Here is a 15,180-nt window from a genome sequence, read left to right as displayed (position 1 = left end):
GTTATAGGCTAAGTTTTTCAGCAAGTTTGACAAATTCAGTATCAAGTTCTTTTTTCTTTCCGATTGCGTCCGAATAATTAGACAATACAATTTCGTTTGCCATCACTCCTACTGCCACATTATGTTTACCTTTAATTAACGAAGTAACTGCTGCTTCACCCATTCTGGAGGCTAAAATTCTGTCGTATGCACTGGGAGCTCCACCGCGTTGGATATGACCAAGTACTGATACCTTAGGTGCAAGCGTAGGAAAGATATGTTTAAATTTTGCAGCTATTTGCAATGCATTTCCCTCTTCATCGCCTTCTGCAACAATCACTATGGAAAATTTCTTTTTCCGTTTGGAGGTATTCTTAAACTTGTTCACCAATAACTCAAAATCATTCTGCACTTCAGGCATTAAAATTGACTCTGCACCACTGGCAATACCTGAAAACAAAGCAATATAGCCGGAATGTCTTCCCATTACCTCAACAAAAAAAACATTATTATGAGATTCAGCAGTATCCCTGATTTTATCAACGGCTTGCACAACCGTATTAATTGCTGAATCAAATCCAATAGTAAAATCAGTACCAAAAATGTCATTATCAATGGTTCCGGGGCATCCGACAGAAGGTACTGCAAATTCATCATAGAAAACTTTCATCGCACTATAACTGCCATCACCACCAATACATACCAATCCATCTATTTCATGTTTTAGAATAATAGAATATGCTTTTGCTCTCCCTTCTTTTGTTTTAAACTCCTCACTACGCGAACTTTGCAAAATAGTTCCACCGCGTTGTATAATATTTGCCACATCACCTGTTTGAAGCAAAGAAATATTACCATCAATCAACCCTTGTAATCCACCAAAAATACCAAAAACCTGTATTTGTTGTTGACAAGCAGCTCTCACAACCGCTCTAATACACGCATTCATTCCGGGTGCATCACCACCGCTTGTAATAACCCCAATCCTTTTCATATTCGCTACAAAAATATTTATTAATCAGTTTTAATAAAAACAAAAAAAGGCGACCCAATGGGTCGCCTCTTTATTTATTAAATGGTTGAATTTAGTTAATCTCACCGATATAATCAAACTCAATATGGTCATCTTCTACAATGTATAATTGCAGTATATAGACTCTTTGGTTTTGGCTTGATTTGATTAAAATAAACTTATAGCTTGATGATTCCTCTTCTAAAAGTGGAGTTTCGGTAAGTTCTTTGCCACTTGTTGACCAAGCATTGTCTATATCTTCATATTTACCAAATCTGTCAAGTCCTACAGCAGTACCGGTATAAAGTTTAAATTTACTTCCGTTACCTGAAACAAATTTGAATCCATTACCTGAAGTAGCAAGCTCAATATCATGTGTAGCTTTTGCCACTGTTTTGGCAACTGCAACAGCTTGTAATAAATCAAAAGCCATATCTTCATCTCTGTTCCAAACAGTTCCTGTTCTTTGGTCAACGCTGATAGCAGGGCTTACTTCCACTGACTTTTCTGAAGTATTTCCGTCTTCATCTGTTGCAATAATTGTGAACACCGCAATTTGTGCAGCAACTACACCGTCTGTTCTTAGTTGTTCTTTCACTAAAGTTTTGGTTGCATATACTTCATTGAGAGTAGTATCAAAAACAGTAGTTTTATCCCCTTTACCTGGTCCTGAAATATTTTCTCTGATTACTTGCAACTTACTCACCTTCTTGTTATTTTTTGATGTTATATAAATACCAATATTTACTTTCACACCAAGATCCAAGGTTCTGTTTTGATATGTCCAATACAAATCACCGACAACACCGGTAGAATAAAATTCGATAATAGGTCCATTTTGAGGCTTTGTAGTACCTTTCCCATCTTTATCATCCCCGCCTTTATCTTTTTTACAACCAGTAACTGATAAAGCAACAGCAGTTGCTAACGCAAATACGACTAATGTTAGTTTCTTTAATTTCATAATATGTTTCTGTTTTGATTAGTTTGCAAATGTAATTGTTTATACAATTTGTACAACACAAAAATCAAATTCACCCCCTAAAATTCAATCAATTTAAATCTATGGAAGACATCACACTTATTGACTGGCTGTTTATAGCCATCGTTATTATTGGAACGATAGGCATTGGTATTCTGTACGGTAGAGGCTCGGGAAAAAACTATGATAGTTTTTTCCTTGGAGGCAAAAACATGGGATGGTTAGCAGCCGGGATTTCTATGGTTGCCACAACTTTTGCAGTGGATACCCCACTCGCTGTAACAGAAATGGTTTCAAGTTATGGAATTGCCGGTAATTGGCAATGGTGGAACTTTGTTATTGGGGGGATGCTCACTGCTTTTTTCTTTGCAAAACTTTGGTATCGTTCGGGTGTTAAGACAGAAGCTGAGCTTATTGAATTACGCTATTCCGGTAAAAATGCCAAAGGACTAAGAATATTCAAATCAGCATTTTTAGGTTTATTTATCAATGTCTTTATTATGGGCTGGGTCAACCTTGCATTTGTGAGCATACTCAAAGTATTTTTTGATGTTGACGATTCACAGGCATTGTTGATTTCTTTCATACTGATGGGACTTATTGCCATTTATAGTACTTATGTAGGTTTGAAAGGAGTAATTATTTCAGACAACTTTCAGTTTATTACAGCCATGATTGGTTGTATAGTGCTTGCTTTTGTAGTTGTTCAATCTCCTGAGATAGGCGGATTAGCCGGATTAAGAGAGAAAATTCCGGCAGAAACTTTGGCTTTTTTTCCTGACTTTTCAAAGCAAAACAACAATCCTTCCCTACCATTATTGTCATTCATCACTTTTCTGGGTTTTGCATGGTGGGCAACTTGGTATCCGGGCAATGAACCAGGAGGTGGCGGATATGTTGCACAAAGGATTTTAAGCACCAAAAGTCAAAAAGATGCCGGGCTGTCTGTTTTTATTTTTCAATTGCTCAACCTTTGTTTGCGTCCATGGCCTTGGATTATTGTTGCGCTTTGTGCATATATTCTCTATCCCGGAAGTGGCAAAGAGGGGTATGTAATGGCAATGAAGGATTATATGCCTGCCGGCATGAAAGGTTTAATGTTAGCAGCATTTTTTTCTGCATACATGAGTACCATCAGCACACATCTAAACTGGGGTTCAGGTTATTTAGTGAATGACGTATTGCCTGCGCTTAAAAAGAACATTTCGGAGAAACAAAAGGTTTCTTACGGCAAGCTAATTATTCTCTTCTTTATGATTGCATCTTCTATTATTACTTTATTTATGGATTCCATTGCAGGTGCTTGGATTTTCTTGATGGAATGTGGTGCAGGACTTGGAACTGTTCTAATTCTCCGCTGGTTTTGGCACAGAATTAATGTTTGGTCTGAAATTACCGCAACCTTTTCGCCCTTTGTTGTAATGATAGTTATCACAGTCCTAAATAGAACAGCCGGTTTCAACATTCTGTTTCCTAACACATTTTTTATTACTTTTTGCTTTACAACAATCGCATGGCTGATTGTAACCTTCATAACTAAACCCGAGGATACAGGTACTTTACAAAATTTCTTTGAAAAAGTGCAACCGCCACTTGGCTGGAAAAAGTTCAGAACCGAAAAAAACAACAATGCTACATTTTACTATTTGGTTATTTCATGGGTTTCGGCAGTCATAATGTCATACTCATTTTTGTTTACCATTGGCAGTCTAATGCTCAAGACTGCTCAAGAGACCATAGTCTATGCCCTGATTCTGTTTATCTCAACTACTTGTTTAGTAGTATTTGGCAGAAAAGCATTCTTTAAATAGTTTTGGCATATTGATTGAATCTATTACTCGCACTTGAAAGAACGAAGCGTATGTTTGACAAAAATCCAATATCATTTATTAACGAGGAGGCTGATAATCAAGAGTTTCTACCACTTCTTTCCCAACAAGAAGAAGATGAAATGAACAAACAATCCATTCCCGACTCTCTGCCAATATTACCGATTAGAAATACAATACTTTTTCCGGGTGTAATCTTCCCAATTACCGTAGGCAGAGATAAATCAATAAAACTGATTAAAGATGCTAATCGAGGCAATAAGACTATTGGTGTTTGTGGTCAAAAAGATCCGAATCAAGAAGACCCTTCATTATCAGAATTATATAATATCGGTACGGTAGCACAGATTATGCGTGTGTTACGAATGCCCGATGGAAATACCACAGTCATTATTCAAGGAAAAAGACGCTTTCGTGTAAAAGAAGAAGTTAAATCTGAGCCATATTTTGTTGCAAAAGTTGAAGCCATTGAAGATGAGATTACCAAAGAAACTCGTGAACTCAAAGCTTTGATATCTTCTACAAAAGATATTGCACTTAAAATCATTGAGCTTTCTCCTAATATTCCATCAGAAGCCGCATTTGCTATAAAGAACATAGATAGCAATCAATTTTTGGTTAATTTTATTGCAAGCAATCTCAATATCTCAATTGCCGAAAAACAAGCACTGCTTGAAAAACACATCCTGATTGACAGAGCAACTCTTGTGTTAGAGCATTTAACCAAAGAGATGCAAATGCTGGAACTCAAAGATAAAATCCAATCTAAAGTCAAATTTGATATTGATAAACAGCAAAAAGAATATTTTCTGCAACAACAGATTCGAGCCATACATGAAGAATTAGGCAGCGACTCACCTGACAAGGAAGTAGAGAATCTCAGAGCAAGAGGAAAAAAGAAAAAATGGAGCAAAGAGACAGCAGATGCTTTTGAAAAAGAATTAGAAAAATTACTCAGAATCAACCCTGCGGCACCGGACTACTCTGTTTCTCTCAATTATGTTCAACTTATGCTGGACTTACCTTGGGATGAATACAGCGAAGATAAATTCAACCTCAAATCTGCAAAAGAGCAATTAGACAAAGATCACTTTGGTTTAGAAAGAGTAAAAAAACGTATTTTAGAATATTTGGCAGTGCTCAAACTCAAAGGCGACATGAAAAGTCCAATCCTTTGTTTAGTAGGACCTCCCGGTGTCGGCAAAACATCATTGGGTAAAAGTATAGCCAAAGCTATTGGGCGTAAATATGTTCGTATGTCTTTGGGAGGTTTGCATGACGAATCGGAAATCCGAGGTCATAGAAAAACATACATAGGAGCAATGCCGGGGCGCATTATCCAAAATATCAAAAAAGCAAAAACTTCTAACCCGGTTTTTGTATTAGACGAAATTGACAAAGTAGGCAGAGACTTTAAAGGTGACCCATCATCTGCATTATTGGAAGTCCTTGACCCTGAACAAAACAATGCATTTCATGACAATTATCTCGAGTTAGATTATGATTTGTCTAAGGTGATGTTTATTGCTACCGCAAACTCATTAGACACCATACAATCTGCTTTGTTAGATAGAATGGAAATCATTGACATTAATGGCTATACTGTAGAAGAGAAAGTAGAAATTGCCAAAAAATATTTAATTCCTAAACAAAGACAGTTGCACGGTATCAAAGCAACCGAGTTTAAGATTAATGGCAAAGTGTTGGAAAAACTAATTGAAGAATACACTCGCGAATCAGGAGTGAGAGGATTAGATAGAAAAATTGCTTCTTTAGCACGTCATAATGCCAAAAGTATCGCTATGGAAGAGCCTTTTAATGCCAATATAACTTCAGAAGATATTGACACGATTTTAGAAACTGAAAAACTAGAAAAAGAGACCTACGAAAACAATGATACAGCAGGGTTAGCAACAGGCTTGGCATGGTCACCCGTGGGTGGTTCAATTTTATTTGTAGAAACAGCACTGGCAAGAGGAACAGGAAAAATCACGCTCACAGGACAATTGGGAGATGTGATGAAGGAGTCTGCTACTACTGCACTCACCTATTTAAAGTCAAACAGCGAAATGTTGGGTATCGATTATAGGATTTTCTCATACTGGGATATCCACATTCATTTTCCGGCAGGCGCAATACCGAAAGATGGCCCCAGCGCAGGTATTACCATTTTAACCGCGCTTGCTTCTTTGTTTACACAACGGAAAGTCAAAGCACAACTTGCAATGACAGGAGAAATTACGTTAAGAGGTGCTGTATTGCCTGTAGGTGGAATTAAAGAAAAAATATTAGCTGCCAAACGTGCCGGTATCACCGAAATCATCATGTGCAAAGGCAACAAAAAGGATATTGACTCCATCCCTCAAAACTACTTAGAAGGATTGACATTCCACTACGTGAAGAAAATGCATGAAGTATTAGAAATTGGCTTGACAACCGAAAAAGTAAAAAATCCTAAGAACCTGTTCGCACCGGTAAAAGAAGCTGGCAGCAAAGAAAAAAACACAAAAAAATCATTCTAAAGTTCCAAGTTTATACAATATCTGATTGCAGATGTTGTTGTAGAATATACTAAGTTTGAAGTGTGCTAAAAAAGCCTGTTTATTTACAAATATTCTTGGTGTGCATAAACCTTATGCTTGGCGTTCAAGTACATGCACAATTAGCAGGCAATGCGGTATTTCCCTTTTTAAAACTTGATCCGAGTGCAAAATCAGCTTCAATGGGTGGCACCATTATTTCTGTGCCCAACTCTGATTTATCTACGACCCTTACCAACCCCGCTACCTTAAACTCTTCTCACGACAATAATTTGGCACTCAATTACAACAACTATTTCAAGGACATAAACTACGGTCATGTATCTTATGCAAAGCGATTGAACAACCAAGATAACACATGGACTTTTGCCTCTCAAATCTTATATCTCAACTACGGAAAGTTTGATGGATACGATAAAACCGGAGAAAGCACGGGAACATTCAGAGCCAATGATATGATGTTTGGGGTGAGTGCGGCTAAACCTCTTAACGAAAAATTCAGTGTTGGAGGTTCCTTCAAATTCATTTATTCAACCTTAGAAACTTATACAGGAACAGGTGTTGCTCTTGATATTGGCAGTTATTACCATGATACTGCTATCGGTTTGTCTATGGGATTAGTTGCAAGAAATTTCGGCTATCAATTACTCTCATACAGAGGAACTGAGCGTGAAATGCTGCCTTTTGATATTGCTTTAGGTACTACCTTAAAGCCTCGTCATGCCCCATTCAGAGTAACCATTTTGTTGCACAACCTGCAAAAACCGGATTTAACATACGATTATACCGACCCTTTCAACAGGAGAATTGACGAAAACAATCAGATTATTAATACCAAGTATTCTTTGGGAGAGAAAATCATTAGACATATCAATATTGGCGGTGAAATACTTCTGAGTGAAAATTTCAACATTCGTTTTGGCTACAATCATCAACGAAGACAAGAGTTGGGAACAGTGGTAAAAAAAGGTGTTGCCGGTTTTTCTTGGGGACTGGCATTAAAAATTAAAAAAATCAGAATAGAATATGGAAGTGCCGGATTCTTTCCGGGACATAATTCAAATATATTTTCTGTAAACTTAGACCTTAACGAATTCTATCATTAAAAAACATTGGCTAACAAAATCAATATCGCAATTGACGGATGGTCGTCATGTGGCAAAGGCACATTAGCAAAAAGTCTCGCAGATAGTTTGGGATATCTTTGTATCGATACTGGTGCAATGTATAGAGCATTTACATTGGCTGCTTTACAACAAAATATTACGGCACATGATGAGCAACAAATTGCAAAACTCATTGAGAATACTACCATTTCATTTCAACAAAACACTGCAAACAACTCTTTTGAAATATACCTCAATGGAAAAAATGTAGCAAACTTCATTCGTACACCGGAAATTAATGCAAATGTCAGCCAATTCAGTGCACTGACTCCGGTAAGAAGATTTTTAGTGAAACAACAACAACAAATTGCATTGAGCAAAGGTGTTGTTATGGATGGGCGTGATATAGGAACAGTTGTACTACCTGATGCGGAACTCAAAATTTTCATGACCGCCTCTCCTGAAATCAGAGCACAAAGACGGTTTCATGAAATGAAACAGTTTATGCCTAATATCACCATTGAAGAAATCGCAAAGAATTTACAAGAACGTGACTTCATTGACTCAACCCGAGAAGATAGTCCTCTCAGACAAGCAGATGATGCCAGAGTGCTTGACAATAGCAATTTAACCCGTGAGGAGCAATTAGAATTAGCGTTGCAATGGGTATCCGAGCTGCTTTAATTTCACCTTTGTTCTGCTTATAGATTCGGAAAATAAACAACTATTCTGAATATCTTTGTAACCTTATCCATCAACTCAGATGAACAACAAGCCTAAAAAGAGTTTACCAACCAAAAGCAGAAGAACTCAATCAGAAAATTCATTCTCTAAACCCAAATCCGAAAAACGATCTACGGATACTAACGTTAAAGAATTCTCAAAGAAAAGGTTCAACTCTCGCCAATCCGATACCCACTCCGATATTCAAAAAGAAGATAAGAAGTCATATACAAGAAAGCGTTCATCTTCTTTTGAAAACAGAAATCAAGAAGAAAGAGAATACAGAAAACCTTCTACAAGAAAGCAAACTGCAAAGTTTGGGAACAATGAAAGAGAGTCAACTCCGTCAAAAAAATTATATTCAATATATGCTAACAGAGGCGACAGACCAAACAACAGAAAATCAAGCGGGCACAACAAATCATTTGACAAACGCAAGCCATACTCTAAAGCTAACAAAGGCAAGCGATACCAAGAAGAAGCCTACCCTGATGAGCACATGAAATTTGAGTGGCCAATACGTTTGAACCGCTATATTTCAAATGCGGGTATATGCGGAAGAAGAGATGCTGATAAATTAATTTTAGATGGGTACATTACCGTAAATGGACAAATAGTAACAGAACTAGGAACTAAAGTTGAAAAAAGAGATGAAGTGAAATATCGCGGAAATAAAATTCTCCCTGAGAAACCAATCTATATTTTGATGAATAAACCCAAGAATTATATCACTACAACCAAGGACGAGTCTGACAGGCAAACTGTAATGGACTTAATCAAAGACGAAATTGATGTGAGGGTTTACCCGGTAGGCAGACTCGATAGAAAAACAACAGGCGTACTCTTGCTTACCAATGACGGAGAATTGGCACAAAAACTTACACATCCTTCATTTGATGTTAAAAAAATTTATGAAGTAACCTTAAAAAGTAAAGCTACATTAGAAGAATTAGAAAAATTGGCAACAGGAATAGAGCTTGAAGACGGGGTTGCGTATGCTGATTTGATTGCTTTTCCGGATGCAAACAACAAGACCATTGTAGGTATTGAGATTCATAGTGGTAAAAATCGTATTGTCCGAAGAATGTTTGAAGCATTGGGGCACACAGTTGAAAAATTGGACAGAGTTTCCTTTGGTCCTTTTACCAAAAAAGGTGTTGAAAGAGGAAAATTTCGCTTTCTTAAAAACTCTGAAATAGCACAACTCAAAAGAGCAAAGAAAAAGCTCTCATAATGCGCCCGCCTCTCCTATTCCGAAAAGCGCAAAATCATATTTGACCGGGTCAGCAGCATCAAACTTTCTTAATGCATCAGTCAACTTGAGCACATTTTGCCAATGTGATTTTGAATCATTTAAAAGTCCTAATTGCATTGCCACTCTAAGCACATGAACATCTAAAGGACATTTTAGCTGTGCCGGTTGAATATGCGTCCAAATACCAAAATCAATTCCTTCAAAATCCTTTCTCACCATCCATCGCAAAAACATGTTTAGCCTTTTGCATGCACTGCCTTGTGCCGGTGAAGCAATATGTTTCCGTGTTCTTACTGGACACCATTCTGAAGCTACAAATTTGAATTTAAAATTGTTTAACCCTTCTTCAACTGCATTAAAGGAGGAAGTTGGGACAGGAAAAAAGGCATTCTCTAAACTATCATACTCCCGATACACTTGTTGTAAGAAATGTACAACATACAGCAAATCAGTGCCATTAAAAGTCCTGTGCACAAACGATGTCAGAGATGCTAAGTCCGTATCTTGGTGATTCAATATAAAATCATAAGGACGATGATCAAACAATTCAGCAATCGTTTTGCATTTAGCAATGATTGTTTTACGCTGTCCCCATGCAAGAATAGCAGCAAAGAATCCCATGATTTCAATATCTTGTTTTACAGAAAATGAATGAGGTATAGAAATAGGGTCATGCGCTATAAACCCCTTTTTGTGATAAGTTTCAAAAGCTTTATCCAGATATTCTTGGAGAAGTGCAACTTTCATTACTCCGCCTTTGCTCAGAATTCACAATTGCAATCTTTATTGAACTTTTTCACAACTCTTTTGGTTGCTCTACAAGATGTAAAAGTAGCCAGAGCGATAAAAATCAAGATGAACACCCATGCTATATACTTTCTGTTCATTGGTGCAAAATACCTGCATTCCTACATGAAAAACAAATGTTACTTCTCTATCTTACCTACATTTGCAAATATTATCCATGCAAATGAAAAAGGCATTTACCGCAGAAATTCTATCTATTGGAGATGAAATTTTGATTGGGCAAATATTAAATACCAACAGCCAATGGCTCGCAAGCAAACTCAGCGAAGAAAACTTTGTTGTCAATCGCATGGTTACAGTACCCGACAAACATGACCTTATATTAGAAGCAGTTGACAAAGCAATCAACGATACAGATCTTGTAATTATTACCGGAGGGTTAGGACCTACTAAAGATGATTTAACCAAAGATGTATTGGCAACATACTTTAACAGTTCTTGGCGTTGGGACGAAGACACATTGCAAAACCTTGAAAAAATATTTGCAAACAGAGGAAAGCATCTCCAAGAAATCAACAAGATACAGGCATACGTCCCCGACAACTGCACAACTATTTTTAATAAGTTAGGAACAGCTCCGGGAATGTTATTTAGAAAAGAACACAAAATAGTAATTTCATTACCTGGTGTACCTTTTGAAATGATAGAAATGATGAATAATGTTGTTTTACCGCTTCTAAGGAAAGAATTTCAATCAGCTCCCACACTAAGACACCATTTCTTTACTATCGGAGTGCCGGAATCATTACTTGCAGAGAGGTTATCCTCTATTGAAGATAATCTCCCCGCTCATTTTAGTCTTGCATACCTTCCACACTTAAATGTTGTAAGGTTACGACTTACATGTAACATTCAAAACCAACAAAATGACGGTTTGCTTTTTCAAGAATTTAGTCAGCAATTCAAACAGACCTTAGGTAATGATTTATTGATGGAAGAAGACATCCCTTTAGCAGCTTATACTGCTTTATTATTACATAACACACAAACAAGTTTCTCATTGGCTGAAAGTTGTACAGGAGGTTTAATATCACAACATTTTACACAAATACCGGGTATTTCTGCAATTTACAAAGGAGGTGCAGTTGTTTATTCAAATGAGAGCAAAACAAACATCTTAAAAATTCCTGCAGGTCTTATTGAACAACACGGAGCTGTGAGTGAAGAAGTGGCTGCCGCTATGGCAGAGAATTGCAGGACTGTATTTCAAAGCGATATTGCAGTATCTGTAACAGGGATTGCCGGTCCTGATGGCGGAACTGATGACAAACCCGTTGGAACAGTGTATATCGGTTATAGTAGTCAAAAGAGCACCATTACAAAAAAATTCTTATTTACCAGAGAAAGAAAGCATATTCAAGAAAGTACATTGTATGCTGCTTTAGCATTCATCATTAGAAATATAGAAAACTCATAACGCACGTCCTTGTGTTCAAGAGTTTCGTCTTAATGTTGCGATTAATTCGGTAACATTGATTTTATTTGCCCTAATTAAAATTTAAAAACCGATGAAAAAATTTGTATTCAGTATGTTAAGCGCAGCCATGCTATCTTTAGGACAGACAGCAACTGCACAACAAATCAGCTTTCCACAACCCAGCCCTACTGCAACCGTTAAACAAAACTTTGCAACCTCATTTGTAGAACTATCGTATTCAAGACCCAGTGTCAAAAACAGAGTAATTTTTGGCGGTCTTGTGCCTTATGGAGAAGTATGGAGAACTGGTGCCAATGGAGCTACTACCATTGAATTCGGTCAAGATGTTACTATTAATGAACAACCTGTAACCAAAGGCAAATACGGATTCTTAGCTATTCCCGGTGAAAAAGAATGGACTATTATCATTACTAAAGATTTAAATGTAACCGGAGCAAGCAATTACAAACAAGCAAATGATATTATTAGAGTAAAAGCACCGGTATCAACCCTTGCAGAAACACACGAAACTTTTTCTATTGAAATCAATAATATCACTGACAATTCATTCCAATTAAACCTTGTTTGGGAAAAAACAAAAGTAGGTGTACAAGTGAATGTTGACTACGACAAAGAACTTACCGCTCAGATTGAAAAAGTAATGTCAAATGATTCAAGACCCTATTATTCAGCTGCTTCATATTATTACAACAATAAAAAAGACATGAAAAAAGCGCTTGAATGGATAAACAAAGCAGATGAGTTAACCCCAAACAGATATTGGATTCAAACCATGAAAGCTAAAATTCAAGCAGAAAACCAACTATACACCGAAGCAGTTGAAACTGCCGAATCAGCTAAAACAAATGCAGAAAAAATGGGCGCAGCCAATGCCGTAGCAGAATTAAATACTTTTATTGAAAACATTAAGCGCCAACCTATTTACAAAGCACCTAAAAAGAAGAAAAAATAATTTAACGCAAATCAATCTTTTTAAGCCCTTCATAATCAAGCATTGTGAAGGGTTTTTATTGACTTTTCAAATAAAGCTGAGTAAGGGTAATACAAAAACCATGTCTGTCCAGAAGCGATAAACGCGCTTTGTACCCTTATATTCACAGAGAATTCTAATAATAAAAAGTTGCAGTTGCATCAGCAAGAATATCACAATGGCAAAAGAAAATCCTTCTGAATGCCACAAATCAGCCAACATTGCCAAATTAACCAATGACACAATATCTAAAATCCAAACCAAGTACGAAATCCCTGAACTGACCGCCAATGTCAAATTTTGATTGATGACATCATGTTCAAAGTCAATCCACGAAAACAATAACATATTTTGGAAACAGATTAAGAAGAAACTTATCAGCAAAATCCAATGAATTTGCGAAGTTGTAATCCACGCAGAAATCCCACCCAATGCCATGGTTGCAACCAATGAAATCCAAAGCTCCTTTAACTGACCTTGAATTTTCTTGGGAGCAAATTTTCTAAACAGATAATACCCTAATACCAACAAAGCAACAATACCGCCAGGCATAAGATACTCCAAGCGCATTTTAGTGAGTAGAATATAGAATGCGATTAACAAGGATAAAACAGAAACAACAATCCAAATTTTTTTAAACCTGTATAGAATCCAAAAAGGTGCTCCTATCTCTATTTGGGAAGTTGATTTCAGGTCTGCTAAATGATCATACAGATAAATAGCAAAAATGCCGCTACAGCATATCCAGATAATGGGATAGTAATATTCAATCTGATGTAGATTAGCAAAAAAAGAAAAACAAACCGCTCCACCAAAAACTACCGGCAAACTTAAATCAGATAACGCCAGCAATATATTGCTAATCTTAATAAGCAAAGGCTATAAATTTACAGCAACCACTTTGTTAATTTCGGGAGCAACTTTGCGAATAGCGCCTTCAATACCTGCTTTCATTGTCATAGCACTCATAGAGCACGACACACAATTACCAACAAGTTTAATGTTGGCATTATTATCAGTATCAATATTGACCAATTCGACATCACCTCCATCCATTTGTAAAAATGGTCTGATAGATTCTAATGCTTCTTGAACTTTTGCTATTAGTTCTGTATTGTTCATAGTGAATAAATTTAAGATGTTTGTGCTTCTTGAATATGTTGAGTTTGGATTGCCAAATTTCTAACCAAATTGCCGACAATCTCTTTAAAGTAAGGTAATACAGGATTGTTCTCTATAATACTACCTTTGTTTTGGTCTGACGAAAGATTCTCAATAATAGGAACCGAACCTAACAATGGCACACCGGACTGTTCAGACAACTGTTTTGCCGCGCTGTCACCAAAAATATAGAATTTACGATTTGGTAATTCAGGTGTTTCAAACCATGCCATATTTTCGATAATCCCTAAAATAGGTACAGTTAGTCCTTTCATTCTAAACATTTGCAATGCCCTATCTGCATCTACCATTGCCACTTTTTGAGGAGTAGTAACGATAACCACTCCGGTAATTTTCAGTGCTGCACAAAGAGTCAATTGTGCATCACCTGTACCAGGAGGCAAGTCAATTATTAAATAATCCAGCTCACCCCATGCCACATCGCTCACAAATTGTCTTAATGCAGTTGACATCATTGGTCCACGCCAAGCGACCGCAACACCGGGCTCTACCAAATATCCAATTGAAAACACTTTCAAACCTCCGACTTCTGCGGCTTTCATCAGGTTTTTATCTTTGCCTTGAACTCCAGTGGGTTTATACGATTCTGTTCCTGTGAGTGTAGGCTGAGAGGGTCCGTAGATATCTGCATCCATCAACCCTACTTTAGCACCGGATTCAGCAAGCACTTTTGCCAAGGACAAAGAAACGGTTGACTTCCCTACTCCTCCTTTGCCTGAAGCCACAGCAATCACATTCTTTACGCCATCTAATGTTCCTTGCATGAATATATTTTTCCGTACTTCTGAAGTAACATTGATATCAACAATAAAATCAGGTGAAAGCCTGTCTCTGATTGCATCTCTACAACCTTTTTCGAGCATATCCTTAAGCGGACAAGCAGGTGTGGTTAAGACCAAATCAAAAGAAAGCTTATTTCCTTCAATATTAATATGGCGAACCATACCAAGTGTTACAATATCTTTTTTAAAATCAGGGTCAATAACTACTGACAAAGCCTGCAAAACTTCTTTAGGTGTTATCTCCATTGTCATTATTTCTTAAACATTTTAAATATGCGTCTGAACATCTTTTTCTCAAACTCCAAGAAAAACCTGAACTTTCCAAAAATAAAACCCCAAAAAAGCAGAACAATCTGGTATAAAAAGAGAATCAATATATAAAATGCAATCCTGTAATACATGGGAGAAATAGCACCTATTCCAAACAAATGTTTTAAATAAACTACACTAAATCCCGTCAACGTAAACACTATCAAAATTGCAATTACATCCCACAATGTATCTACTTTCCATCGCTGCTGAAGTTTCTCGTACCAACGCATTTACAGCGGACAAAGTTAGGGATTGAATTTGAT

At 36.9% G+C, this 15,180-nt stretch carries 14 protein-coding genes; 7 read left to right on the top strand and 7 right to left on the bottom strand.

Annotated elements, in window-relative coordinates; genetic code table 11:
- Position 1: 1 nt before the first annotated feature.
- The gene (pfkA, locus tag M0R38_03870) at positions 2-973 is read right to left on the bottom strand and encodes a 6-phosphofructokinase (protein MCK9480886.1); all 972 of its coding nucleotides are present in this window, start codon (positions 971-973) and stop codon (positions 2-4) included.
- Positions 974-1,064: 91 nt separating this feature from the next.
- Positions 1,065-1,955, bottom strand: coding sequence for a hypothetical protein (locus tag M0R38_03865; protein MCK9480885.1), 891 nt, complete (start codon positions 1,953-1,955; stop codon positions 1,065-1,067).
- 101 nt (positions 1,956-2,056) lie between these two features.
- Between M0R38_03865 and M0R38_03860 the strand changes: the two genes are divergently transcribed.
- From M0R38_03860 to M0R38_03840, 5 genes are all read left to right on the top strand, one after another.
- Positions 2,057-3,784, top strand: a complete 1,728-nt coding sequence (locus M0R38_03860) for a Na+:solute symporter (GenBank protein MCK9480884.1) — start codon at positions 2,057-2,059, stop codon at positions 3,782-3,784.
- Positions 3,785-3,834: 50 nt separating this feature from the next.
- Positions 3,835-6,324 carry an endopeptidase La gene (gene lon / locus M0R38_03855; protein MCK9480883.1) on the top strand — a complete coding sequence of 830 codons (2,490 nt, stop codon included), beginning with the start codon at positions 3,835-3,837 and terminating at the stop codon, positions 6,322-6,324.
- Positions 6,325-6,437: 113 nt separating this feature from the next.
- Positions 6,438-7,448 carry a type IX secretion system protein PorQ gene (gene porQ / locus M0R38_03850; protein MCK9480882.1) on the top strand — a complete coding sequence of 337 codons (1,011 nt, stop codon included), beginning with the start codon at positions 6,438-6,440 and terminating at the stop codon, positions 7,446-7,448.
- Between the two features lie 6 nt (positions 7,449-7,454).
- Positions 7,455-8,132 (top strand): (d)CMP kinase, encoded by a 678-nt coding sequence (gene cmk / locus M0R38_03845; GenBank protein ID MCK9480881.1) that lies wholly within the window; start codon positions 7,455-7,457, stop codon positions 8,130-8,132.
- A 79-nt stretch (positions 8,133-8,211) separates the two neighbouring features.
- Positions 8,212-9,405 (top strand): rRNA pseudouridine synthase, encoded by a 1,194-nt coding sequence (locus M0R38_03840; protein MCK9480880.1) that lies wholly within the window; start codon positions 8,212-8,214, stop codon positions 9,403-9,405.
- On the opposite strand, the gene M0R38_03835 is transcribed toward M0R38_03840, so the two are convergent.
- Complete coding sequence (locus tag M0R38_03835) at positions 9,400-10,173, bottom strand: TIGR02757 family protein (protein ID MCK9480879.1); 774 nt, start codon at positions 10,171-10,173, stop codon at positions 9,400-9,402. The two genes, M0R38_03840 and M0R38_03835, sit on opposite strands and share 6 nt — an antisense overlap.
- 223 nt (positions 10,174-10,396) lie before the next feature.
- Between M0R38_03835 and M0R38_03830 the strand changes: the two genes are divergently transcribed.
- Both M0R38_03830 and M0R38_03825 read left to right on the top strand, forming a co-directional pair.
- Positions 10,397-11,650 carry a competence/damage-inducible protein A gene (locus M0R38_03830; GenBank protein ID MCK9480878.1) on the top strand — a complete coding sequence of 418 codons (1,254 nt, stop codon included), beginning with the start codon at positions 10,397-10,399 and terminating at the stop codon, positions 11,648-11,650.
- 91 nt (positions 11,651-11,741) lie between these two features.
- Positions 11,742-12,623: a DUF2911 domain-containing protein gene (locus tag M0R38_03825; GenBank protein ID MCK9480877.1), complete on the top strand. Its 882-nt coding sequence runs from the start codon at positions 11,742-11,744 to the stop codon at positions 12,621-12,623.
- Between the two features lie 66 nt (positions 12,624-12,689).
- Here the strand turns inward: M0R38_03825 and M0R38_03820 are convergent, their stop codons facing one another.
- From M0R38_03820 to M0R38_03805, 4 genes are read right to left on the bottom strand one after another with little or no spacing between them, the layout of a single operon-like run.
- Positions 12,690-13,517: a hypothetical protein gene (locus M0R38_03820; GenBank protein ID MCK9480876.1), complete on the bottom strand. Its 828-nt coding sequence runs from the start codon at positions 13,515-13,517 to the stop codon at positions 12,690-12,692.
- A gap of 3 nt (positions 13,518-13,520) precedes the next feature.
- On the bottom strand, positions 13,521-13,763 hold the full coding sequence (locus M0R38_03815) for a NifU family protein (protein MCK9480875.1): 243 nt from the start codon (positions 13,761-13,763) through the stop codon (positions 13,521-13,523).
- Positions 13,764-13,774: 11 nt separating this feature from the next.
- The gene (locus tag M0R38_03810) at positions 13,775-14,851 is read right to left on the bottom strand and encodes an Mrp/NBP35 family ATP-binding protein (protein MCK9480874.1); all 1,077 of its coding nucleotides are present in this window, start codon (positions 14,849-14,851) and stop codon (positions 13,775-13,777) included.
- 5 nt (positions 14,852-14,856) lie between these two features.
- Entirely contained in the window at positions 14,857-15,147 is a 291-nt protein-coding gene (locus M0R38_03805) for a prolipoprotein diacylglyceryl transferase (protein ID MCK9480873.1), read from the bottom strand.
- Positions 15,148-15,180 lie beyond the last annotated feature (33 nt).

Source organism: Bacteroidia bacterium, assembly GCA_023228875.1.
In the GTDB taxonomy this organism is placed as follows: domain Bacteria; phylum Bacteroidota; class Bacteroidia; order NS11-12g; family UBA955; genus JALOAG01.
This window is presented reverse-complemented; position numbering and strand designations above follow the sequence as displayed.